20 protein-coding genes are annotated in these 24,135 nt (G+C 36.8%); 12 read left to right on the top strand and 8 right to left on the bottom strand.

Annotated features, from left to right (window positions below; all coding sequences use genetic code 11):
• Window positions 1-69: 69 nt before the first annotated feature.
• Window positions 70-1,548 (top strand): CoA-acylating methylmalonate-semialdehyde dehydrogenase, encoded by a 1,479-nt coding sequence (locus tag AC559H_RS22220; RefSeq protein ID WP_026794903.1) that lies wholly within the window; start codon window positions 70-72, stop codon window positions 1,546-1,548.
• 41 nt (window positions 1,549-1,589) lie between these two features.
• Here the strand turns inward: AC559H_RS22220 and AC559H_RS22225 are convergent, their stop codons facing one another.
• Window positions 1,590-2,762, bottom strand: a complete 1,173-nt coding sequence (locus tag AC559H_RS22225) for a ferrochelatase (protein ID WP_026788512.1) — start codon at window positions 2,760-2,762, stop codon at window positions 1,590-1,592.
• Window positions 2,763-2,978: 216 nt separating this feature from the next.
• Between AC559H_RS22225 and AC559H_RS22230 the strand changes: the two genes are divergently transcribed.
• The 4 genes from AC559H_RS22230 (at window position 2,979) to AC559H_RS22245 (ending at window position 6,379) form a co-directional block, all read left to right on the top strand.
• The gene (locus AC559H_RS22230; RefSeq protein WP_026788513.1) at window positions 2,979-3,524 is read left to right on the top strand and encodes a hypothetical protein; all 546 of its coding nucleotides are present in this window, start codon (window positions 2,979-2,981) and stop codon (window positions 3,522-3,524) included.
• A 25-nt stretch (window positions 3,525-3,549) separates the two neighbouring features.
• Complete coding sequence (locus AC559H_RS22235; RefSeq protein WP_026788514.1) at window positions 3,550-4,425, top strand: alpha/beta fold hydrolase; 876 nt, start codon at window positions 3,550-3,552, stop codon at window positions 4,423-4,425.
• 116 nt (window positions 4,426-4,541) lie between these two features.
• Window positions 4,542-5,210, top strand: a complete 669-nt coding sequence (locus AC559H_RS22240; RefSeq protein ID WP_026794902.1) for a DUF3318 domain-containing protein — start codon at window positions 4,542-4,544, stop codon at window positions 5,208-5,210.
• A gap of 167 nt (window positions 5,211-5,377) precedes the next feature.
• Window positions 5,378-6,379, top strand: coding sequence for an ABC transporter ATP-binding protein (locus tag AC559H_RS22245; RefSeq protein ID WP_026794901.1), 1,002 nt, complete (start codon window positions 5,378-5,380; stop codon window positions 6,377-6,379).
• A gap of 39 nt (window positions 6,380-6,418) precedes the next feature.
• Here the strand turns inward: AC559H_RS22245 and AC559H_RS22250 are convergent, their stop codons facing one another.
• The 4 genes from AC559H_RS22250 to sufB form a co-directional block, all read right to left on the bottom strand.
• The gene (locus AC559H_RS22250) at window positions 6,419-7,681 is read right to left on the bottom strand and encodes a SufS family cysteine desulfurase (protein WP_026788517.1); all 1,263 of its coding nucleotides are present in this window, start codon (window positions 7,679-7,681) and stop codon (window positions 6,419-6,421) included.
• Between the two features lie 250 nt (window positions 7,682-7,931).
• On the bottom strand, window positions 7,932-9,299 hold the full coding sequence (gene sufD / locus AC559H_RS22255; protein WP_026794900.1) for a Fe-S cluster assembly protein SufD: 1,368 nt from the start codon (window positions 9,297-9,299) through the stop codon (window positions 7,932-7,934).
• Entirely contained in the window at window positions 9,299-10,081 is a 783-nt protein-coding gene (gene sufC / locus AC559H_RS22260) for a Fe-S cluster assembly ATPase SufC (protein ID WP_026794899.1), read from the bottom strand. Before sufC ends, sufD begins: the two co-directional genes overlap by 1 nt.
• Window positions 10,082-10,373: 292 nt before the next feature.
• Window positions 10,374-11,810: a Fe-S cluster assembly protein SufB gene (gene sufB / locus AC559H_RS22265; RefSeq protein ID WP_026788521.1), complete on the bottom strand. Its 1,437-nt coding sequence runs from the start codon at window positions 11,808-11,810 to the stop codon at window positions 10,374-10,376.
• 154 nt (window positions 11,811-11,964) lie between these two features.
• On the opposite strand from sufB, the gene sufR reads away from it, so the two are divergent.
• The 6 genes from sufR (at window position 11,965) to AC559H_RS22295 (ending at window position 21,263) form a co-directional block, all read left to right on the top strand.
• Entirely contained in the window at window positions 11,965-12,663 is a 699-nt protein-coding gene (gene sufR / locus AC559H_RS22270) for an iron-sulfur cluster biosynthesis transcriptional regulator SufR (RefSeq protein ID WP_042155401.1), read from the top strand.
• Window positions 12,664-12,771: 108 nt separating this feature from the next.
• Window positions 12,772-13,143, top strand: a complete 372-nt coding sequence (locus AC559H_RS22275; RefSeq protein ID WP_026788522.1) for an NDH complex assembly factor CRR9 — start codon at window positions 12,772-12,774, stop codon at window positions 13,141-13,143.
• A 173-nt stretch (window positions 13,144-13,316) separates the two neighbouring features.
• Window positions 13,317-16,589 (top strand): helicase-related protein, encoded by a 3,273-nt coding sequence (locus AC559H_RS22280; protein ID WP_026794898.1) that lies wholly within the window; start codon window positions 13,317-13,319, stop codon window positions 16,587-16,589.
• An 83-nt stretch (window positions 16,590-16,672) separates the two neighbouring features.
• Window positions 16,673-17,026: a hypothetical protein gene (locus AC559H_RS22285; RefSeq protein ID WP_202806356.1), complete on the top strand. Its 354-nt coding sequence runs from the start codon at window positions 16,673-16,675 to the stop codon at window positions 17,024-17,026.
• Entirely contained in the window at window positions 17,013-17,432 is a 420-nt protein-coding gene (locus AC559H_RS22290) for a type II toxin-antitoxin system VapC family toxin (protein ID WP_026794896.1), read from the top strand. Before AC559H_RS22285 ends, AC559H_RS22290 begins: the two co-directional genes overlap by 14 nt.
• A 45-nt stretch (window positions 17,433-17,477) precedes the next feature.
• Window positions 17,478-21,263, top strand: coding sequence for an Eco57I restriction-modification methylase domain-containing protein (locus AC559H_RS22295; RefSeq protein ID WP_051319557.1), 3,786 nt, complete (start codon window positions 17,478-17,480; stop codon window positions 21,261-21,263).
• 64 nt (window positions 21,264-21,327) lie between these two features.
• Here AC559H_RS22295 and AC559H_RS22300 read toward each other — a convergent pair whose 3' ends face one another.
• The 3 genes from AC559H_RS22300 to AC559H_RS22310 form a co-directional block, all read right to left on the bottom strand.
• Complete coding sequence (locus AC559H_RS22300) at window positions 21,328-22,209, bottom strand: hypothetical protein (RefSeq protein WP_051319556.1); 882 nt, start codon at window positions 22,207-22,209, stop codon at window positions 21,328-21,330.
• Between the two features lie 110 nt (window positions 22,210-22,319).
• Complete coding sequence (locus tag AC559H_RS22305) at window positions 22,320-22,991, bottom strand: Fe2+-dependent dioxygenase (protein WP_026794895.1); 672 nt, start codon at window positions 22,989-22,991, stop codon at window positions 22,320-22,322.
• 6 nt (window positions 22,992-22,997) lie between these two features.
• Window positions 22,998-23,315, bottom strand: coding sequence for a hypothetical protein (locus AC559H_RS22310; protein WP_036832053.1), 318 nt, complete (start codon window positions 23,313-23,315; stop codon window positions 22,998-23,000).
• An 85-nt stretch (window positions 23,316-23,400) separates the two neighbouring features.
• On the opposite strand from AC559H_RS22310, the gene AC559H_RS22315 reads away from it, so the two are divergent.
• The coding region (locus AC559H_RS22315) for a hydantoinase/oxoprolinase N-terminal domain-containing protein (RefSeq protein WP_148292372.1) at window positions 23,401-24,135 on the top strand (735 nt) is incomplete at its 3' end.

Consider the following 24,135-nt stretch of genomic DNA (forward strand, 5'->3'; position numbering starts at 1 on the left):
ATTAACTATTATAACAGCTTTTACCAGAAAAATGTCAGTCAAAAGTAAAAATTTTAGGGAATAGCAAAAATGAAAACAGTTAAAATTTTACCTAACTATATTAATGGAAAATGGGATTTATCCCAGGCAACACAAACCTTAGATATCATTAACCCGGCGACCTTAGAAGTATTAGCAAAAGTCCCTCTTTCTCCTGCAACGGAACTGAATCAGGTGGCAGAAATCGCCCAAAAATCCTTTAATTCATGGCGACAAACCCCAGTTACAGAGCGTATTCGTTATTTGTTTAAACTCAGAGAATTACTTGAACAAAATCAACAGGATTTAGCAGAAACAATAACCTTAGAATGTGGAAAAACCCTGGCTGAATCCCTAGGAGAATTACAACGGGCGATTGAAAATGTGGAAGTAGCTTGTGGTGTTCCTAGCTTAATTCAAGGTTACAATTCCGAAGATATTGCTAGGGGAATTGATGAAATGATGATTCGTCAACCTTTAGGAGTTGTGGCGATTATTGCCCCGTTTAATTTTCCGGGGATGATTCCATTTTGGTTTTTTCCTTATGCGATCGCCTGTGGCAATACTTGTATTATTAAACCCTCGGAAAAAGTACCTTTAACCATGCAAAAGGTGTTTGGTTTAATTGATCAATTAGGACTACCCCCAGGAGTGATTAATTTAATCAATGGAGGCAAAGAAACCGTTGATGCTATTTTAGAAAATCCCCAGATTAAAGCGATTAGTTTTGTCGGTTCCACGGCCGTTGCTAAATATGTTTATAGTCGGGCTGCTGCTAATGGCAAACGGGCACAATGTCAGGGCGGGGCAAAAAATCCGGCGATTATTTTACCCGATGCTGATTTAGAAATGACCACAAAAATTATTGCTGATAGCGCCTTTGGTTGTGCCGGACAACGGTGTTTAGCCACATCAATTGCGATTACTATTGGTCAAGCTAAACAGAGTTTTACCGATGCGATCGCCGCGGCTGCGGAAACTCGAATTGTTGGTTATGGATTAAATAAAAATGTCCAAATGGGAACGGTTATTTCCGCCGAAAGTAAAACTCGAATTGAAGGATTAATTCAACAGGGAAAACAGGAAGGAGGCAAAATTTTAATTGATGGCAGAAATCCTAAAATTTCCGGCTATGAACAGGGTTATTTTATCCGCCCGACTATTTTACAAGATATTAACCCCCAGGGAGAAATTGCCCGCACCGAAATTTTTGGCCCGGTATTAAGTTTAATTCATCTAAATACAATGGAAGAAGCGATCGCATTTATTAATCAAAGTGAATACGGCAATATGGCCTGTTTATTTACTCGCAGTGGGGCGGCAGCGCGACAGTTTCGCTATCAAGTTCAGGCGGGAAATATTGGGATTAATATTGGTGTCGCCGCACCGATGGCATTCTTTCCTTTTAGTGGTTGGAAAAATAGTTTTTTTGGAGATTTACACGGTCAAGGACAGCAGGCGGTTGAGTTTTTTACCCAAACAAAAGTTGTGGTTGAAAGGTGGTTATCTGACTGGTCACGACAATTTTAACTGGGGATTTGGAGGGCGAGGAGACCTCGCCCCTACCTGTTTTAATGATGATGGTGATGATCGTGACCATGATCATGATCATGACTGTGGTGGTGATCATCATGGCTATGAACACTCACCAAGGAAGGATTGACCGCCAAAGCCATTTCATTTAATAATGCTTCAATTTGGGGGTTTGCCCAATCTGCGGACATTTTTAAAAACTCTGGATGGTCGTTAACACACTCCATTTGTACATATTTAACATCACCATATTTCCGACGTAAACCCTCAATAATATGCTCAACATCTAACAGGGTTTCATGGTTTTCGGTGGCAAATCCAATCGGCATAAAGACAATCGCTTTTGCCCCTAATTCAATTAAATTATTCGCCGCCAATTGAGCGTTAGGTTGTGTCCATTCAATTAAGGGGGTATCATGGTTTAACCAACCCACAGAAATTAACGGATAACGGTTAATTAAATTTTCCCGCACCTGCTCATAAAGGGCTTGACTTTCATCAATTCCCGATGTAAACCCTTTGGCTTTGTGGGGACAACCATGATTCATTAAAACAATCCCAATTTGAGAGGGGAGACAGGATTGAATCAGGTCTTTTTGAATCTTGTCTTCTACTAACTGTCCTAGCAGTTGAATATAGGCAGGTTCATTATAAAAAGAAGGGATATACCGTTGACCTTTTATCCAATGTTCACCTTCATTTGCTAATTTTTCCAGGGCTATATTCACCTGTTCCACGGCAATTCCACTGGTAAAAATAGAATCAACCACTAACAGAGGATAAATTAACAGTTTATCAAATCCTTCGGCTTGAATTTGAGTTAAAACCTGTTCAGGCAGAAAGGGAGCGCAGAAGTTAAAGGCTTTAAATACTTTAATCCGATCTCCCCATTTTTCTTTTAAATGTTCCTCAATTCCCACCCGTTGTTTCTCAAAAATGGCATTATGGGGAGAAATAAAATTCCCATGTTGATGACTCCATTCATGGAGATCAAACATCGCTAAAAGTTTAGCTAAAGGCGGATAGACCCAAGTGGGAACCGGGGCAAATTTAGCGGTTAAAAGGTTTAAAGCCTGTTCGTTATAATTGGCAAAGTCTTCATAACTTTCGACTTCACCATAACCCATCAGCAAAACCGCAACTCGATTTTTACCCTCTGCATGGGTCGGTGCTGAATTAATTATTTCCAGTCTTTCAGGAGTCGCAACCAAGTTTTTGTCCTCACGTTCAAGTGCTACTATCGAGTCCTGCTAGGGAACCGTCCCCGACGTTATCCGACGGGGGTATATCCTTTAGAATGACTCTCTTTGATAGTTTAACATCCCCTACAGGGGGATGGGGTAAAACAGTGAAGTAGTATCATAGCACCCATTCCCCATTCCCCATTCCCCATTCCCCATTCCCCATTCGTACTTACCCATCAACAAATGCTATTAATTTGTCCTGGCATTCATCCACCGGAATTAACGGAATCTTTTTTAGATGGAGTTTTGGAAAATTGGAAAAATCAACAACAATTGGGAGAATTATTGATTTTTCCAACTCAAGATTATCCCGCCTATTCAAGTCTTGATATTTTTAATTTTATTGATCAAAATCATCCCAAATCTGCTATAATAATTATAGCTTTTAGTGCCGGAGTTGTCGGAGCAATTGGGGCTGCTTTAGCTTGGCAACAATTGGGGGGGGAAATTCAAGGATTGATTGCCATTGATGGTTGGGGGGTTCCTTTAATCGGTAATTTCCCAATTTATCGCATCAGTCATGATTATTTTACCCATTGGAGTTCGGCATTATTAGGAGGAGGAATAGAAAGTTTTTATGCCGATCCTGCCGTTGAACATTTAGAATTATGGCGATCGCCCCAAACCACAAAAGGATGGTGGATACATCAAACCTCAACGGGATTAAAAACCGCAACTCCCACCACCGCCAGAACATTTATTCAAAATGTATTTAATAGTTTAAACTAGAGAAACTCATTCAATATTTAGAAAAATGACTGTAGCCACAAATCCAAATAAAACCGTAATTTCTGTTAATGGAGTCGATCATTATTGTGAGTGGGTGACAACAGCCAACTCCACACCCGGAACTAAACCCGTAATGGTTTTTATTCATGGTTGGGGAGGTTCGGGACGCTATTGGGAAAGCACCGCCCAAGCATTATCCCAGGAATTTGATTGTTTAATTTATGATTTACGCGGGTTTGGACGGTCAAATTCCTCCCCAGAGGTCACGGATAAATCACCATCAGAACGTTATGAATTAATTGAATATGCTGAAGATTTAGTCACTTTATTAGACCAGTTAAATTTAGACAAAGTTTATATCAATGCTCACTCCATGGGGGGTTCCATTGCTATGTTATTTTTAAATAAATATCCCCAACGAGTTGAACGAGCGATTTTAACCTGTAGTGGTATCTTTGAATATGACGAAAAAACCTTTAATACCTTTCATAAATTTAGTCGTTATGTCGTCATGTTTCGCCCGAAATGGTTAACCTTAATTCCCGGGATGGATAAAATGTTTATGGCTCGGTTTCTGTATCGTCCAATTCCTCGCAATTTGAGTCAAGCCTTTTTAGAAGATTTTCTCTTAGCGGATTTTGATGCCGCCTATGGAACCGTATTAACCTCCGTTTCAAAAGCAGCAACGGAATGGCTTCCCGCAGAATTTAAAAAATTAACCGTTCCCACCCTATTAGTCGCTGGAGAATACGACCAAATTATTCCCGCAGAAATGGGAAGACAAGCCGCCACTTTAAACCCTAATGTTCAGTTAGCAATTCTCAAAGATACGGCTCATTTTCCCATGTTAGAAGATCCCGATACTTACTTACAAAATGTCCGAGAATTTTTAGGAATTTGATTCTCAGCACTATCAAGTTTGATAATTTTAGGTTTGCGGTTGTTGCAAACGGATTAGAATACATTAAAATAGGGAGAAACCCTGTTTTTGGTTAAAAACTTAGTTGAGCCGGAACTATGACATCCTATGCAACCTCCACTGCCAGAGCCGAAATGAGCGAACTCCGGCGATTAAAAGGCTTACTTCCTCCTGAGTTGCAGAGTTGGGTGACGGTGGAAAAAACCGTCGAAGTCAACCCGCCCCTCGTCCGTTGCGAAGAAATTGGCAAGGATCAAGTCGAAATTCAAATTGACTTGGTTCGTTGGGAACAGTTGGCAATGGATCAGCGCAATCTAATATTTTGGCATGAAGTCGCCCGCATTCAAAATGATACGATTCCCAGAGATGGTTGGGAAATGGCCGCCCTCGCCATTGGTTTAGGGGGAGCGGTCGGAGAACTCTGGGTACAGGACGGACTTCTGCTGTTATTAGCCTTGGCATTATGTGGCGTTTCCGGTTATCGTCTCTATCAAAAAAATAACGGAGAACGCACATTACAGGAATCCTTAGACGCCGATGAAAAAGCGATTTCTCTGGCCACCCGTTTCGGTTATACCCTACCCAACGCCTACAAAAGCCTAGGAAGCGCCTTAAAAACCTTAGTGGATCAAACCCCTAAAAAACGCCAAAAAGCCCGTTATGAAGCTCGTTTACAAGCTCTAAAACGCAGCGCAACTAAAGCCAAAGCTAGAGTTAAAGGCGGAACTGATACCGCCTCCTCAAGTTCGGAAAATGTATTTAATTAATTGATAGTGATCATTCTTTCGAGGGTGCGTTAAATTAAATGTTGACGCACCCTGAAATTTTGGTTTTAAAGTAATAAAAAATAGTCAATAAAGAGGATTACGCAGATTAACACAAATTAGAATCCGTGAAATCCTCTTAAATCCGTGATACCTGTTCCCTATTATTTATGTCTATTATCATTGCTGAACAGCTAAGTAAAGTTTATCCCGTCGCCATTAAAGAACCTGGATTTAAAGGGACAATTCGCCATTTTTTCCAGCGTACCTATCAGAATATACAAGCTGTTAAAGAAGTTTCTTTTAAAATTGAATCGGGGGAAGTAGTTGGATTTTTAGGAGCTAATGGAGCCGGAAAAACCACAACATTAAAAATGTTAACGGGGTTAATTTATCCCTCTAGCGGATTTGTGGAAGTTGCCCATCATAATCCTTTTAAACGTCAATCTAAGTTTTTACAAAAAATTACCCTGGTTATGGGGCAAAAACAACAGTTAATCTGGGATTTACCCGCCTTAGATTCTTTGAGAATTAATGCCGCAGTTTATGGAATTTCTGATAGTGAATATCGTCAACGGGTAGGGGAATTAACCGAGATGTTATCCCTAGAAGGAAAGTTAAAACAACCCGTGCGAAAACTGTCTTTAGGGGAACGCATGAAGGTGGAATTAATGGCGGCTTTATTACATCGTCCTCAAGTCTTATTTTTAGATGAACCTACCTTGGGATTAGATGTTAATGCTCAAGTCAGTGTCCGGGAGTTTTTAGCCGAATATAATCGCCGTTATCAAGCTACAATTTTGTTAACCAGTCACTATATGGCTGATATTACAGCATTATGTAAACGGGTGATTTTAATTCATCAAGGACAGTTAATTTATGATGGTAGTTTAGATGGGTTATTAGAACAATTTTCTCCCTATAGAGAAGTTAAAATTGAATTAGAACATTCTTCTCCTGAAGTATTAGAAAGTTGTCGTCAGAAATTATTAACCTATGCAGAAATTGAATCCATGGAGGGTCAAGTTGTGCGCTTATTAGTCAAGCGCGATACCTTAACTACAACGGTCGCTAAAATATTAGCGGAATTCAATATACTAGACTTAACCGTGAGTGACCCTCCGATTGAAAATGTAATTGGGCGAGTTTTTCGGGCTGGGGTTGTTGATTAAAATAGATTCAATATTCCCCATTCCCTCTTAAATTATGTATTAACCCATTATTTCTTTAAAAAATGCGATCGCATCCTTTAATGCTACAATAAAAACATCAATTTCTTGTTTAGTATTGTAGAAATATAAACTCGCTCTGGCGCTAGAATTTAAGCCTAAATAACGATGTAAGGGTTGGGTACAATGATGTCCTGAACGAATAGCAACCCCGGCATCATCTAACATAGTTGATAAATCATTGGCATGAATCCCATCCACGCTAAAAGAAGCTAAGGCGGCTCTCCCTTCTCCCTTAGCATTGGGTTGGGGGCCATAAAGTTTTAATTCGGGAATTTCTCGCAATCTTTCAAATAAATAAGCCGTTAATTCATGTTCATAATCTTCTATTTTATCCATACCAATTAATGTTAAATAATCAATAGCCGCACCCAAAGCAATTGCTTCTCCAATCGCCGGAGTTCCCGCTTCAAATTTATGGGGTAATGCTCCCACTGTAAAATGATCTAAAAACACTTCATCAATCATTTCTCCTCCCCCAAAAAACGGCGGCATGGCTTCTAATACCTCTAATTTGCCATATAAAAAGCCGATACCCGTAGGAGCGCACATTTTATGACCCGATGCCACTAACCAATCACAATCAATTTTCTGCACATCTAAGGCGGTGTGGGGCGCACTTTGGCAGGCATCAATTAATACTTTTGCGCCGTATTTATGAGCAATTTGAGTAATTTCTTCAATGGGATTAATACAACCTAATGTATTAGAAATATGCACAACCGAAACTAATTTAGTTTTGTCTGAAATTAAGGTTTTAAATTGTTCTAAATCAAATTCTTGAGTTTCTGTTAACTCGACAAATTTAATCACCGCTCCGGTTTTTTTTGCGACCATTTGCCAAGGAACTAAATTACTATGATGTTCCATAACACTGAGAATAATTTCATCTCCGGTTTTTAAGGTATTTAATCCCCAAGAATAGGCTACAATATTAATAGCTTCACTGGCATTGCGGGTATAAACAATTTCTTTATAGGATTTAGCCTTAATAAATTGGGCAACTTTCACCCGAGCCGCTTCATAGGTATCCGTTGCTTTTGCACTTAACGCATGAACCCCTCGATGCACATTAGAATTATAATTTCGATAATAGTCTTGCAGGGCATTTAATACCGCTAAAGGTTTTTGAGAAGTTGCCGCATTATCTAAATAAACTAAGGGATGACCGTTGACTTCCTGATGTAAAATTGGGAAATCTTGACGAACAATTTCAGCGAAGGTTTTTTCTTGAGTTAACATCATTTTCAATATCCTTTAATAAAATTTATAAAGCCTTTTGTTGTTGGGCTTTAGCCCACTCTTTATGTTGTTGGGCTTTAAGCCCACTCTTTATGTTGTTGGGCTTTAGCCCACTCTTTATGTTGTTGGGCTTTAGCCCACTCTTTATGTTGTTGGGCTTTAAGCCCACTCTTTATGTTGTTGGGCTTTAAGCCCACTCTTTATGTTGTTGGGCTTTAGCACTAATCAAGAGTGGGCTAAAGCCCAACAACGGTTAACTGAAGTCAGTGCGACAGGAAACGCAACGGGATAAAACTTGGGTTAAGGTTTCTGATGGTAATTTGCCTAAAATTTCTGCTGCAAAAGCATCAATTAAGAGGTGACGACTCATCTGTTCACTTAACCCCCGACTCCGCAAATAGAAGACTTCATCTGCTTCTAATTGACTGACGGTAGCACCGTGAGAACATTTAACATTATCCGCCACAATTTCTAACTGGGGTTTAGTGTCTATTCTTCCTTTTGAAGATAGCAATAAATTCCGACTCAGTTGATTAGCATTAGTAAACTGTGCCGTTTGTGGTACAAATACTTTACCATTAAAAATTCCATGTGCCTTGTCGTCAATAATACATTTATGAACTTGATTAAATGTACCATGTTGATGATTCAGCATCATAGAACTGTGGGTATCAGCTAACTGTTCACTTCCAATTAAGGTTAATCCATTCAGGGTTGTTTCCGTCCCTTCTCCCCGTTGATAAACCTCTAAATTATGGCGAGATAGTTTAGATCCTAAGCTAATTGCATGGCAAGTATAGCGACTATTTCGAGCTTGAAAAACCGCGTTTTTACCAATATGAAATGCAGATCCAGATCCCCGTTGTAGCCTGGTATGATTGACTTGAGCGTTTTCTTCTAGGTAGATTTCTGTTACCGCATTGGTAAAATAGGGTTGAACTTTTACCTGATCAGAACATCCAAAAATGTCCGCCGTGGCATAATGTTCAATAAAGGTTATTGAACTGCCAGTTTCTGCTACAATTAGCGCACGGGGTTGATTGACCACCGGAGTATTATCCGGTAGGCCAATAAATAATAAATGAATCGGGTCTTCAAGAATTTTATTTTTGTCAACCCAAAGGACAGCGGCATCCTTTAACCCGGTGGAATTAAGTGTAGCAAAAACGTCTTGATTTCCCTGTTGTTGACTGAGATAGTCAGGAAGACGATCTCTAAATTGTTCGGGAAGTTCTGCTAAATTCCCAATAAAAATACCATCGGGAATTTCTGTAATATCAGAGAGATGGGGGGCATAAATTCCATTAACAAATACTATCCGTTTATGTTCAGATTCGGGTAGAATTAAAGAAGCGATCGCTTGATTTTCTAACTGAACAAAATTAGCCATTTTAAAACGATTGGCTAATAAAGGAGATAAATCGGTAAACCGCCATTCTTCATCCCGTTTTGTTGGAATTTCTAATTCCTTAATCCAAGTTAAAGCATGATCTCGAATCTCTTGCAATTGACCGGAAATTTGAGAGGGAAGCGAAGGCTCAGAAAGTCCTCCTTGAATTTGTTCTAACAGATGGTTTAAATAGGACACTTCCTGTGTTTCTGTGATGGTAATATTATTCATTAAACCCCCACCATGGACGCAGAAACAACATCATCATAACCCTGTTCTTCCAATTCTAAAGCCAGTTCTTTTGTGCCTGTTTTAATAATTCGTCCATCCGATACAACATGAACAAAATCCGGTACAATATAATCTAATAACCGTTGATAATGGGTAATCAATAATAGAGCGTTATTTTCATTGGCTAATTGATTAACTCCACTGGCAACAATTCGCAACGCATCAATATCTAACCCGGAATCTGTTTCGTCTAAAATCGCTAATTTTGGTTCTAATAACGCCATTTGTAAAATTTCATTGCGTTTTTTCTCACCCCCAGAAAAACCTTCATTAACACTGCGTTCTAAAAATTCATCCCGCATTTTCACAATATCTAGTTTTTCTCGGACTAATTCATCAAAATCAAAGGCATCTAATTCTTCAATTCCTTTATGTTTTTGATGGGCATTATAGGCAACCCTCAAAAAGTCTAAATTACTCACCCCCGGAATTTCAATCGGATATTGAAACGCTAAGAAAATACCCGCTAAAGCTCGTTCTTCCGGTGCTAATTCTAATAAATCTTGACCTAAAAAACTAATTTCTCCTCCGGTGACTTGGTAGCTGGGATGTCCGCTTAAAACCTTAGAAAAAGTGCTTTTACCCGAACCATTTAAACCCATAATAGCATGGATTTCTCCGGCTTTTACTTCTAAATTAAAGCCTTTAAGGATTTCCTTATCGTCAATATTAGCCGTTAAATTTTTAACGGATAGAATAATTTCGCTGTTTTCTTTAATCATGGTTTTATGTTGTTAGATTTAGGACTTTTTTCCCTCGTTCCCTGGTTCTACCAGGGAATGTATTTAGGAGGCTCCGCCTCCTTTTTTGACTAGAGGCAGAGCCTCTACTTTTCATTTCTAGGTAGAACCTAGAAACGAGGGGGAAGGGAATGATTTTTTTCCCTCGTTCCCTGGTTCTACCAGGGAATGTGTTTAGGAGGCTCCGCCTCCTTTTTTGACTAGAGGCAGAGCCTCTAGTTTTCATTTCTAGGTAGAACCTAGAAACGAGGGAAGCGAGGGGGAAAGGTAATGATTAACCAACAGTTCCTTCTAATTTCAAGCTCAATAATTTATCAGCTTCGACGGCAAATTCCATCGGCAATTTACTGAACACATCTTTACAGAAACCGCTAATCATCATTGATATAGCATCCTCGGCGGAAATACCCCGTTGGGAAAAATAGAAAAGTTGGTCTTCTCCTATTTTAGAAGTGGACGCTTCGTGTTCAACTTTAGCACTATTATTTTCCACTTGAATATAGGGAAAAGTATTAGCTTGCGCCCTATCTCCAATTAACATAGAATCACATTGAGAATAGTTTCTCGCGCCTGCCGCTTTCGGCCCCATTTTAACTAAACCGCGATAACTATTGGAGGATTTCCCGGCAGAAATTCCTTTAGAAATAATCGTGCTCCGGGTATTTTTACCAATATGAATCATTTTGGTTCCCGTGTCTGCTTGTTGTTTATTATTAGTCAGCGCAACGGAATAAAATTCTCCTACGGAATTATCCCCCACTAATAGACAACTGGGATATTTCCAAGTAATAGCAGACCCGGTTTCTACCTGTGTCCAAGAAATCTTAGAATTGACTCCTTTACATAATCCCCGTTTAGTAACAAAGTTGTAAATTCCGCCCTTGCCTTCTTCATCTCCGGCGTACCAATTTTGCACCGTTGAATATTTGATTTCCGCATTATCTAAAGTTACCAATTCTACTACAGCCGCGTGCAGTTGATTCGTGTCAAACATCGGGGCGGTACAACCTTCTAAATAGGTGACAGAACTGCCTGCTTCTGCTACAATTAAGGTGCGTTCAAACTGTCCAGAATCTCCATTATTAATCCGAAAATAGGTAGACAAATCCATCGGACATTGTACCCCTTTCGGAATATAAACAAATGACCCATCACTAAACACGGCAGAATTCAACGCCGCGAAGAAGTTATCGGCAACGGGAACAACGCTACCTAAATATTTTTCAATCAGTTCAGGATGTTCTTTAACTGCTTCAGAAATTGAACAAAAAATTACCCCATCTTCAGCTAATTTTTCTTTAAAGGTGGTGGCAATAGAAACACTATCAAAAACCGCATCAACGGCTACATTAGACAGGCGTTTTTGTTCGTTTAAAGGAATGCCTAATTTTTCAAAGGTTTCTAATAAAGTCGGGTCAACTTCGTCTAAACTGGTTTTTTTCTGTTCAACTTTGGGCGCGGAATAGTAGATAATAGATTGATAGTCAATGGCCGGATAGTTGACATGAGGCCAAGTGGGTTCCGCCATTTTTAGCCATTGCTTATAGGCTCGTAAACGGAAGTTGAGCATGAATTCTGGCTCGTTTTTTTTAGCTGAAATCAGGCGGACAACATCCTCACTGAGTCCACGGGGTATGGTGTCTGACTCAATATCGGTGACAAAGCCGTATTTGTACGGTTGGTTGACCAGGGTTTTAACGGAAGCACTCATAAGGTTAAATTTAGTTTTCGATGGTTCTCAACGGATGACAGACGGGTGGTAGGCTGTAGACTTAAGCAACAGATTTGTTACTTAAGTCTATTTTAGGCTACATTAACAATAAGTGTATTGTCAAAGTCCAAATTCATTAATTTTTGTTAAGAAGATGGCCACCACTCAACACCAGTCCACAAAACACGATATTCTGCAACTCCTCCTGAAACAAGCACAGGCGACGGCCCAGGAGTTAGCAGAAACCCTTGATATCAGTCCCCAAGCAATTCGTCGCCATCTCAAAGATTTGGAAATGGAGGGTTTAATTGCCTACAACTCGGTGCAGGTGGGGATGGGACGCCCTCAGCACGTTTATGAACTCACAACTCAAGGACGGGAACATTTTCCTAACCGTTATGATGAGTTTGCGATTTCCTTTCTGGATACTTTAACGCAAACCGTCGGACATGAACAGGTGAGTCAAATTTTACATAAACAATGGCAACGAAAAGCCATAGAATATCGGGAAAAAGTTGGCAAGGGTTCGTTAAAAGAACGGGTGGAAAAATTAGTGGAATTAAGGAAAACTGAAGGCTATATGGCCGAATGGTATTTACTGGAGTCGGAACCATTGGATACTAATAATCATGAACGTTATATATTAACTGAACATCATTGTGCTATTTCTAATGTGGCGGAATCTTTTCCCAGTGTTTGCGGTCATGAGTTAGAAATGTTTGGGGAAATCTTAGAAGATTGTACAGTAGAAAGAACCCATTGGATTGTTAATGGTGAACATCGTTGTGGCTATTTAATAATAGGAGGGAATAGGGAACAGCCCCCCCCAAACCCCCCGTGCACGCAGGGCTAGGGGGGGAGGGAACACCGGAAGAAAAGGCTTCATCATCTGGTTTTCTGCATCAATCTTTGTCCTAATGGTGCTACCGTGACTGGTCTATATAAATAATTAAGTAAAACTATGGATTTTTTAACTGAGGACGAGGCAATTCAAGTGGATGCAGCGTTATTATCTTCTAAGGAGAAGTTTTCAACGCGGTTAGCGATTTATGCGTTACGGTGTTTGAAGGAAATTGCTAAAAATGAAGATATAAAAATTGAAAATATTAAACCAGAACAAGTTCAATCCTGGGTTAAAAATGATCATAATTTTAAAGAAAAATTAGAATTAGATGGGAATTTCAATCAGTTTTTTAGCCAATTAGTGATTTCTTCATTAAAGCCTTTAAAACAGGTAGCTCAAGCCGAAAATATTCCCATTCAAGATTTAACAATTAAACAGTTAATTAACTGGTTTGAGCATGAATCTCAGCAGAATTTAGGGCAAGATTGAAAACTATAGCAATCCTAAATAGGTGGTAACATTTTAATACTGACATGAAACAGCCAGAAGTATTACCCTGTTCCCTCCCCCCCTAGCCCCCCGTGCACGGGGGGTTTGGGGGGGCTGTTCCGGTGTTCCCTTTTGCCTAGGACTTTTGAACACAACTCAAATAGGATTGCTATATGTCAACAAAGTTTTTCACAAATAGCGAAGAAAACACCTTAATCAAAAAGTTTGAAGGGGTTTTTACCTATAATCCCAATATTCAATATTTTGACGCTTTAGTAGGCTACTTCAGAGCATCAGGTTATTTCAGAATCAGACCATTTTTAAACCAAGTTCCAAATATTAGAATATTGGTAGGTATCAATATTGATAAAATGCTGGCTGATGCTCAAAAATCTGGGCTTGATTTTTTTAGCAATCACAAAATAACAAAAGAAGATTTTATCAAGGAAATTCAAAAAGATATTGCACAAGCTAATTATGACAAAGACACCGAAAACGGTATTTTACAATTCATTGACGATATAATTCAAAAGAAAATACAAGTCAAGGCACATCCCGAAAAAAAAATCCACGCCAAAGTTTATATTTTACGTCCTGAACAATTTAATCAACATACACCCGCCACAGTAATCACGGGTTCTTCAAATCTTACCGATGCGGGACTGGGTGGAGGAAACTTTTATAATTATGAGTTCAATGTTCAACTAACAGAATATCCTGATGTTCAATTTGCTACCAAAGAATTTGAAAAACTTTGGGTTGAATCTGTTGATATATTGCCAGTTGATATTCAGGGCATCAAAAAAGAAACTTATTTGAATGAAGAAACAAGTCCCTTTGAATTATATATAAAATTGCTGACTGAATATTTTGACAAAAATATTGATTATGACCCAAACTCAATAGGTGATTTACCTCAAAACTTTAAAAAACTTTCTTATCAAGTTGATGCCGTCAATGAAGGTTTTAATATGCTGTTAAAACACAACGGTTTTATCTTGGCTGATGTTGTGGGTTTGGGTAAAACTGTTATTGCCGCCATGGTTGCCAAAAAGTTTTTAATCCAAAATGGGAGAGAGAATACAAAAATATTAGTTGTTTATCCGCCAGCAGTTGAAAAAAACTGGAAAGACACTTTTAAGAATTTTAATATTGACAAATATACCAAGTTTATCACTAATGGAAGCCTGGAAAAAATCTTGGAACCCCATCAAGACTATTGGAAAAAAGAAGATTATGATTTAGTGATAGCTGATGAAGCGCACAGGTTTCGTAATCACAAAACAGGTGCTTTTCAAAACTTACAATTAATTTGCAAAAGTTCAAGAGCAAATAAGGGTTTGATTCCAGGTACTCAGAAAAAAGTAATTTTAGTATCGGCAACACCTTTGAATAATAAACCTGATGATATTTATTGTCAAATACAAATGTTTCAGGATGCCAGACAGTCAACACTTCCTATTACAAATTTGACTGCATTTTTTAGTCCCTTAATAGAGCAGTACAAAAGCCTAAAACGCTTTGAAGAATTAGATGTAAATAAGCTTAGAGATATTTATGGAAAAATTCGTAAAAATGTCATTGAACCTATTACTATTCGGAGAACACGAACTGACCTGGAAAATATTGCTGAATATAAATCAGACTTAATAGCACAAGAAATCAACTTCCCAAAAGTAGAACCTCCTCAAAAAGTAGAATATTTAATGGATGAAAAACTAAATGAGTTATTTCATAAAACTGTTTTCTATTTAACACATGAAACTCGACTAAAATACAGTCGTTATCAAGCCATTGCCGGATTAAACCCAGAAATTCAAAGCAAGTATTACGAAAACGCAGAAACGGCTTCTAAATCCTTAGCATTTATCATGAAAACTCAGTTGATTAAAAGATTAGAAAGTAGTTTTTATGCCTTTAAAAAATCCCTAAGCAATTTTCAACAAGCCACCGACAGAATGATTGAAATGTTTGCTAATGACAAAATATTTATCGCACCAGATACTAATGTAAACAAGTTATTAGATAAGGGTTGGAGTGATGAACAAATTGAGGAAGAAATAGAAAAATTAAGCGCGGATAATCCAAAAAACCAAACTTTTAAAAAAGCTGATTTTAAGCCAGATTTTATTGAGAATTTAGAGAATGATTCTCGACTTTTAAAGGAATTAGTTGAAGGTTGGGATGCTGTAGAAAATGATCCAAAATTGGATGTGTTTATTGCACAATTAAATAAACAATTTCTTGATAAAAAAACTAATTTAGAAGGTAAATTAGTAATATTTTCTGAGTCAAAAGATACTGTTGACTATTTAGCCGAGGCTTTACAAAATAGAGGCAGAAAAGATGTATTAGTAGTTTCAAGTGAAAACAGAAAAAAATTGTATGATACGATAGTAACTAACTTTGATGCTAACTGTACGGAAGAAAAACAGGTAAACAATTACAGTATAATTATTACTACTGAGGTTTTGGCAGAAGGAGTAAACCTGCATCGTTCTAATGTCATTATTCACTATGACACACCTTGGAACTCAACTAAACTGATGCAAAGAATTGGGCGGGTGAATCGGATTGGTACTAAAGCAAATGCTATTTATAATTATGTTGTTTATCCTTCGGCACAAGGCGATTCACAAATTCAGTTAAATAAAACTGCTTTTATGAAAATTCAGGCTTTTCATACCGCTTTTGGGGAAGATAATCAAGTATTCTCAACTGATGAAATTTTAGATGAAGTTAAACTTTTTAGCGGAATTTATAAGGAGGAACAAGACGAACGCTTAAAATTTCTTTATTTTCTCCGCAATTTCAAAAGAACAAACAAAGTTTGGTTTGATGAAATTAAAAAAATGCCTTTAAAATCAAGAGCGGGAAGAAGTTCAACTAAAATTAATAAACCTGATTTACAAAATGGCACGGCGGCATTTTTAAAGACAGATAAAAAGTTTGAATTTTATTGGGTGGATAGCAATAACCAACCTAGAGAAATTACACCCATTGAAGCATTTAAGATATTTGAAGCTAATCAAAATGAAAAAAATGTAGAATTAATTGCCAGTCATCACGACCATGTAAACAACGCGATTAAACATTTTGAAACACTGGAATATGATTTAGTTCAGGCGCAAACAGACCCGGAAGCATTAGGCGGTGTGGCGCAAAGGGCAAAAAAATGGCTTTCAGGAATAATTAACAATCTCAAAGTAACTGAGAAACAAAGGGATAATATTAAGAAAATTATCAACTTGATTGATATAGGGAAATATACTAATTTGCCTTCGGATATTGACAAGCTGCAAAAGAAAAAAGTAAACTTAGATACGGAAATTTTAGAAATTGATAAAATTGCTGAAAAATATAGTGTTGATATCTCGGATGTTCAAAAAGGACAAAAAGGAAAAGTTGAAAAACCAGTATTAATCATTTCAGAATCTTTTGAATAATTATGACACAACCAATAAATAGATGTTGCCTTAAGCATGGGTTGTGCTAAACTAGAAATAACTCTAAGAGTCAAAGGAGAAAGATGACAATGATTACCTTAGAAATGGCGATCGCCAAAATCAAAAAACTCCCGGCTGAACAGCGAAACGAAGTGATCAAATTTGTGGAATTTTTAGAATTTAAACTAGACAACATTGAGCAGAGCCAAGAACAGACAGAATTAGAGGAAAAAGAAGTTTCATTTACAGAAGTCGCCAAAGAGTTTATTGGTTGTTTAGACAGCAATTTGGAAGATTTATCCCATAAATTCCAGCCAGAAAGCAAAACCCAAGACTGGTCAGACTTCATCGGTTGTATAGAAGCAGAACCCGACTTATCGAGAAATTATAAAACCTATTTGAGTAATGAACTTGAGGAAAAATATGATCATCGTTGACACAGGTTTCTGGCTTACTCTTGCTAATAAAAATGATTCAGCCCATCCAGCCGCAAAAACCTTATTTCAGAAATTAGAAAACGAGAAATTTATCACAACTTGGTGTGTAGTTACGGAAACCTGTTATCTACTACAAAAAAGAGTAGGTATAGATGCTCCAAAACTTTTTATTAGAAAAATTTATACGGAAATATTTCAAGTATTTGACCTCAATCAAAGTCATTGTTTGCGTATCGAACAACTAATGCAGAAATATAGAGATTTACCAATGGATTTAGCCGATGCTTCCCTAGTTATTCTTGCTGAAGAACTTGGTCACGGTCGGATTCTTTCTGTTGACTATCGAGACTTCAATACCTATCGCTGGAAGAATACAGAACCATTCCAAAACCTATTTCAGCAGTAGGGTGGTATTTGCCCATTTGCTATTCCCCATTTCCTTGAAAAAATTATGACACAACAAATTAAAGATATATTCAATCAACGCTACAATCAAGCAAAATGGAAACAATTTCTAGGCCAAACTTTTGCTGATGCTCAGTTATTCTCAACTCCTAAAACTCTGACTGGTATTGATATTAATGTGGCTTCTCAGGCGCAAAAATTGGGCTATATTCTATTAGATGAAAATGGCATTGAACGACAAATTGCGGTGTATGAAGTAACACTAGCACCGGGTATTATCTTAGAACGTAATCGGGTAGGATTAAGAAATTTATTGCGTAAATATTGGAAAAATATTGATGCGGCTTTTATTGCTTATCATCGTCCAGAAAGTGCAAATTGGCGTTTTAGTTATGTTTCCGAATTAACGGGTTATGATGCAGAAGGGGAATCTATAAAAATCAAAACTGAACCTAAACGCTACACCTATTTATTAGGCGAAGGTGAAAGTATAAGAACGGCTGTTGAACGGTTTGAACGTATTATTAAAAAAGGGAGTAAAGCAACTTTAGATGATGTTAAAGAAGCTTTCTCAGTCGAGAAACTTTCTAAGACGTTTTTTGATGAATATAAAAAACATTATGATATTTTTTGTAAATATATGGTTTCACAACCAGGAATTAGTCAAACGATTTTTAATGGTGACGAAAAAGCTATCCGTGATTTTAATAAGAAATTATTGGGGCGGATTGTGTTTTTATATTTCATCCAGAAAAAAGGCTGGTTGGGTGTTCCCAAAAATCAAAGTTGGGGAAAAGGTGATTTTAACTTTTTAACTAATCACTTTCAAAGTTTTCCCCATCCAGAACTTTTTTATCAAGATTTTTTATCGGTTTTATTTTTTGATACCCTCAACACCAAACGCCGGGATGATTTAATTGAATTGGTAGCAGGTAAACCTTGCAGAATCCCTTTTTTGAATGGTGGTTTATTTGAAGAAGAAAATAAGAATCATCGCAACTTGATTTTTACTGCAAAGTTATTTGAAAATCTTTTCAACTTTTTTGATCAATACAATTTTACCATTTATGAAGATGATCCAAATGATCATACCGTCGCGGTTGATCCTGAAATGTTGGGGCATATTTTTGAGAATTTACTAGAAGATAATAAAGATAAAGGCGCATATTATACGCCTAAAGAGATTGTGCATTATATGTGTCAGGAAAGTTTGATTGAATATCTAACTACTTGGTTTGAAAGTCATGGTTATAATATTATTAGTTATACCAGTATTGGGAATCCTGAACAACCGGAATTATTTCCTGTAAATCAAGGAAGACAAGGACAATTAGAGTTAGAAATTATAGTCGAATCTGAATCTAAACAAATAGACCGGATATTAATTGAGAAGTTGCTTAAAAAGAATTTAGATGATCAGGATCAGAAATTAATAAAACAGTATTCTGCTGAATTTCATAACGCATTAGATAGGGTAAAAATTTGTGATCCGGCGATTGGTTCGGGGGCTTTTCCGATGGGTTTATTACACGAAATATTTACGGCTAAACAAACGCTGCATACTTTTGAATTTGGCAATACAACTAATTTTAATGCTTCGGGTGTGAAGCTAAATATTATCCAAAATAGTATCTATGGTGTAGATATTGAACGCGGCGCGGTGGATATTGCTAGACTACGTTTTTGGCTGAGTTTAATTGTAGATGAACCTGAACCGAAAGCGTTACCTAATCTTGATTATAAAATTGTGGTGGGTAATAGTTTGGTGAGTAAATTGGGGGATGATATTATTGATATTGATTGGGAAATGAAAGATAGTAAACAAGGAAATATTTTTGTTGATGTTTTCAAGCCTGAAGAAATATTAAAACAAATAAGTCAAGAACAAAAAGAGTTTTTTAGTCCTGATAGTGATAAGAAAAAATTAGCTGCTGATATCCGCAATCTGAAAATTGATTTGCTGATAAGCCAACTGGAGTTAATGGTTAAAAGTAAAGGTATGGAAACTAAACCGACTAGCACAGGTAAAACATTAACTAAGCAAACTGAAATATATTTACAAACTATTGGCTGGAAAAATACTATTACTCAATTAAATAAACTGAAAACTAAACCAGAATTACCGCTTCATTTCTTTGATTGGAAATTGGATTTTCCAGAGGTGATGAATCCCTATTTATTTGCAGGAGATAAAGATAGTCCAGAAGTAGCCACTACTAATAAACAAATTAATGCTTTAAATGCTCAAATTGATGCTATTAATTTACATTTAAGTCAACATAATATTAATATTCATTTATGTCATTTACAGGCTAATGTTGTTCAAAGTCAAATGGTAATTATTAAACAACAACTTTTAGAAATTGAAGCGAAAATTAAGGTTATTTATGGTAAAATCAATAATATTGCAACTAATATTATTCAAGAGCTTGATTTGAGTTTTAATTATGATATTCAAAGTATCAACAAAAGTATTGAAGATATTAATAAAAGAATAGAAATCATCAATCCTCAAATAGAGATACAACAAAATTCTTCTATGGGTTTTGATATTGTGATTGGAAATCCGCCATTTTTAAATTTTAAAATGTATTCATCAGAAGAGAGAGAAGTATTAAAACTTACTTATCCTGCCATATTTGATGGCAAAGCAGATATTTATTATTACTTCTTTATTTGTGCTGTCGAGTTGGCAAAAACTAATGCTTTTATAACATTTATAACTTCACGGTATTGGCTCGAAGCAGAGTTTGCATCAAAGCTGCGTAAGTATTTAGCAGAAAATGTCACATTTACTGAAATAGTAGATTTTAAGAATGTTACTGTTTTCGATGGTATTGGAATTAAAACAGGTATTACAAGTTTTAAAAATACCAAAACAGCAGCATATACATTTTTTTACAGAGACCATTCTGGAAAAAAGATAGAGATAGTAAATCTTGATGAATTTCAAAGTATCGAAATACCTAAAGCAAATATTGATAAAATAAATTGGGTTTTAAAAGATCAAAAAGGTTCTTTTTTAATTCAAAAAATTGAAAACAATACAATTTTATTATCAGATATTGCTCACTGTAAGCAAGGCATAATTACTGGCAGAGATTCTGCTTTTATTATCGAAGATTATTTAATAAAAGATTTTCCAAAAGAATTATTAAAAAAATGGCTAAAAGTTGGAGATATTCATAAATTTTATATTAAACAAGTTAAAGAAAGATATTTAATTTATACAAAAAATATTGAAAATTTAGATGATTTTCCTAATATAAAATCTCATTTTCTTAAATATATAGATAAATTAGAAAATAGAACTGAAGTCCAAAAAGGTAATCTTAGATGGTTTGATCTTCATAGGACAAGAGAACCTAAATTATTTAATAGTGAAAAATTAGTTTGTAGATTTAAAGCTTCAGAAAATACCTTTTGCTATGATAATAATAGTTTCTATTCAAGTGCTGATACTACTATCGTTTGTTTAAAAGTTGATGTTAAAGATTACAGTTTAAAATATTTACTTGCTTTGCTTAATTCAAAAGTTTTGGACTACTATTTCAAAAGTTATGGTAAATTAATGGATTACCGCTTTGAGTATTATCCTACGCCAGTAGGTAATATGCGAATAAAAAAAGCCCCAAACCAAGAGAAATTCGTTGCATTAGTAGATAATATTTTACTCTATAAAACACAAGGCAAAGACACCACTGCTTTAGAGCAACAAATAGACAATTTAGTTTACAAACTTTACGAACTCACTTATGAAGAAGTAAAAATAATAGACCCAGAATTTGCGTTAACTGAAAAAGAATATGATGCTATCAAAATGGAATATTAGCTCAAGAATGATAATATAGCAACCCTATTTATATAGGATTGCTATGGATTAAATTCAGTTTAAATTATTGTGCAATCCGACCTTCCAAATGACCATGTTGGGTATAATGGGAAAACGCATTGCTAAAAGCTCCAATGTTGATGGCTTGTGCTACATCAGGATTCTGGGCTAAATAAGCTCCTGTGTTAAACTGGGCGCTGGGGTTTCGTCCTTCGTCCGCCCCCGACATGACAAAATGTTCAAAACCCGAATTAAATGCACCCACTTGGACAGCATTTGCCACATCAGGATTTGTACTTAAGTAGTAGGATTCGTCATAGAATTGATTAGGTGAACGTCCTTCTGTTTCTCCCGATTTAATATACTGTTGTAAACCAGAAGAAAAGGTTCCTTGAGAGATAGCTACGTTGATATCAGGATTAGTATTACGATAATAGTCCTCATCAAACATTTCAGTTAAATTCTGTTGATATTGAGGATTTTTTAAGACATCATCCCAATGGGTTCCGGTCAAATTATCCCAACTATTATTATAAGAAATACCCGTTATTGGGTTAACACCTGTTACCGGAGTTGTTGGGTTAATACCAGTTACCGGAATAGATTTATAATAATCATCGGAACTATTATTATCCCAGCTATTATCAGAATAACCAGTTATTGTTGGTTTAACACCAGTTACCGGAATGGATTTATAATAATCATCGGAACTATTATTATCCCAGCTATTATCAGAATAACCAGTTATTGTTGGGTTAACACCAGTTACCGGAATGGATTTATAATAATCATCGGAACTATTATTATCCCAGCTATTATCAGAATAACCAGTAGTTGTTGGGTTAACACCAGTTACCGGAATGGATTTATAATAATCATCGGAACTATTGTCGTCACGGCTATCGTCATAACCGCCATTATCATCGTTAGATTCATACTGGCTCATGATTTTTTCTTCTATTAAGTTCAAATCGAAAATATTTGAGAATCTGAGGATAAAGCCCTAGTGAGTAGAGACGCTTAATAAAACGTCCCTACATTTTAATTAAATTTGGGTTAAATATCAGCCCATTTTCGCAATAAATTAGCGTGACTTTTAGCAATCAAGTCAAATTCTATAGTTTTGCCATATTGTTGGAAAATACTTCTCCGAGCGGTATCTAAATCAAACAATATTTCTCGTTCAGATGGGTCACGAATTAAACTTTGAATCCAAGTAACAGCAGCCCACCGAGTCCCTTCAGTTACCGTTTCCACACGATGCAAAGTCGAAGACGGATAAACAATCGCCGAACCTGCATCTAACTTAAAACTCTGTTCCCCTAGTGAAGTTTCAATCACTAATTCTCCCCCTTGATATGTGTTAGGGTCAGTCAGAAATAGAGTTAATGAAACATCACTTCGAGAGATAGATTCATCCCCCATAATCGCGTTATCGAAATGGGAACCATAATACATTCCCACATCATAACGACTGAAAATAATCGGGCGGATTATTTTAGGACGTGCCGCTACTTGAAACAGTTCGTTACGTTTTAAAGCTTCGAGAACAATACTTCTCAACTCAGAAGTAATCTCAGTATCGGTTTTAATTTGTTGATTATTTTTAACTGATTTGACGTACCGACCAGCAGTTGTTTTACCATCTATAAACTCAGCTTGTTGCAGTAGCGTCAAAGTTGTTTTTAGTTCTTCGGGTGTGAGAACATCAGCAATACAAAAAATCATCGGATGTTAGCCTTCTCCGCCTTCACCACTTTCTCCACTTTCTCCACTTTCTCCACTTTCTCCACTTTCTCCACTTTCTCCGCCTTTATTATCATCTGTTGTACCATCTGTGTAGCCGTCAGTAGACGCTTGTAACATCTCAGAGGAGGTGAAAGTATCCCCAGAAGTTGAAATTCCAGAGGCAATTTCTTGAATAGAATTAGATGGGGATTGAGGTGTAGCAGCATTCGCCACGGTGCCCAATCCGGCAGTTAAAATATAAGCTCCCACTCCCATCCAAATCTTAGTACGAGTAGACAGACCGTTATTTTTGTTGGTATTCATGGGTTGATTCCTTTATTATTGATTTGAAACTAACCTTAATTTGTCATAGAATAGTGGCAAACTGGTGACAAGAGAAAAGTTGATTATGATTTCCACACCCCAACCCAACGCTAAAACCTATCAATTTTGGATTGACCGAGGAGGCACATTCACCGATATTGTTGCCCGCAAACCCGATGGCACATTAATCACCCATAAATTATTATCAGAAAATCCCGAACGTTATTCCGATGCAGTGATTCAAGGCATCCGAGAAATATTAGAATTATCCCCCCATCAACTGATTCCCAGTGAATTAATTTCTGAAGTGAAAATGGGAACCACCGTTGCCACCAATGCCTTATTAGAACGAAAAGGCGATTGCACTTTATTAATTATAACCAAAGGCTTCAAAGATGCGTTAAGAATTGGCTATCAAAATCGCCCTGATATTTTTGCCCGTCAGATTATTTTACCCGAAATGCTCTATGAAAAAGTCATAGAAGTTGAAGAACGTTATACTGCCCAAGGAGAAGAATTAACCCCGGTTAATTTAGCAATATTAAAACCTCAATTACAACAAGTTTATCAAACCGGAATTAGAAGCTGTGCCATAGTCTTAATGCACGGTTATCGCTATCCCCAACACGAACAACAAATCGCAGCCTTAGCCCAAGAAATCGGCTTTACTCAAATTTCCGTTTCCCATCAAGTTAGTCCGTTAATGAAATTAGTCAGCCGAGGCGATACTACCGTTATTGATGCTTATTTATCTCCAATTTTAAAACGTTATATTAATCAAGTTGCGTCTCAATTAAATTGTCACCCCCCTCAGTCCCCC

It is taken from the genome of Planktothrix prolifica NIVA-CYA 540 (assembly GCF_963864145.1).
Classification (GTDB): domain Bacteria; phylum Cyanobacteriota; class Cyanobacteriia; order Cyanobacteriales; family Microcoleaceae; genus Planktothrix; species Planktothrix agardhii.

Bases quoted from the DNA above. Each gene is read 5' to 3' on its own strand.
- AC559H_RS22305 (WP_026794895.1), bottom strand. From the start codon at position 22,991: ATGATTTTTTGTATTGCTGATGTTCTCACACCCGAAGAACTAAAAACA.
- AC559H_RS22275 (WP_026788522.1), top strand. From the start codon at position 12,772: ATGGATTTTTTAACTGAGGACGAGGCAATTCAAGTGGATGCAGCGTTA.
- sufR (WP_042155401.1), top strand. From the start codon at position 11,965: ATGGCCACCACTCAACACCAGTCCACAAAACACGATATTCTGCAACTC.
- sufB (WP_026788521.1), bottom strand. From the start codon at position 11,810: ATGAGTGCTTCCGTTAAAACCCTGGTCAACCAACCGTACAAATACGGC.
- AC559H_RS22295 (WP_051319557.1), top strand. From the start codon at position 17,478: ATGACACAACAAATTAAAGATATATTCAATCAACGCTACAATCAAGCA.
- AC559H_RS22240 (WP_026794902.1), top strand. From the start codon at position 4,542: ATGACATCCTATGCAACCTCCACTGCCAGAGCCGAAATGAGCGAACTC.
- AC559H_RS22235 (WP_026788514.1), top strand. From the start codon at position 3,550: ATGACTGTAGCCACAAATCCAAATAAAACCGTAATTTCTGTTAATGGA.
- AC559H_RS22230 (WP_026788513.1), top strand. From the start codon at position 2,979: ATGCTATTAATTTGTCCTGGCATTCATCCACCGGAATTAACGGAATCT.
- sufC (WP_026794899.1), bottom strand. From the start codon at position 10,081: ATGATTAAAGAAAACAGCGAAATTATTCTATCCGTTAAAAATTTAACG.
- AC559H_RS22285 (WP_202806356.1), top strand. From the start codon at position 16,673: ATGACAATGATTACCTTAGAAATGGCGATCGCCAAAATCAAAAAACTC.
- AC559H_RS22290 (WP_026794896.1), top strand. From the start codon at position 17,013: ATGATCATCGTTGACACAGGTTTCTGGCTTACTCTTGCTAATAAAAAT.
- AC559H_RS22310 (WP_036832053.1), bottom strand. From the start codon at position 23,315: ATGAATACCAACAAAAATAACGGTCTGTCTACTCGTACTAAGATTTGG.
- sufD (WP_026794900.1), bottom strand. From the start codon at position 9,299: ATGAATAATATTACCATCACAGAAACACAGGAAGTGTCCTATTTAAAC.
- AC559H_RS22245 (WP_026794901.1), top strand. From the start codon at position 5,378: ATGTCTATTATCATTGCTGAACAGCTAAGTAAAGTTTATCCCGTCGCC.
- AC559H_RS22250 (WP_026788517.1), bottom strand. From the start codon at position 7,681: ATGATGTTAACTCAAGAAAAAACCTTCGCTGAAATTGTTCGTCAAGAT.
- AC559H_RS22280 (WP_026794898.1), top strand. From the start codon at position 13,317: ATGTCAACAAAGTTTTTCACAAATAGCGAAGAAAACACCTTAATCAAA.
- AC559H_RS22220 (WP_026794903.1), top strand. From the start codon at position 70: ATGAAAACAGTTAAAATTTTACCTAACTATATTAATGGAAAATGGGAT.
- AC559H_RS22300 (WP_051319556.1), bottom strand. From the start codon at position 22,209: ATGAGCCAGTATGAATCTAACGATGATAATGGCGGTTATGACGATAGC.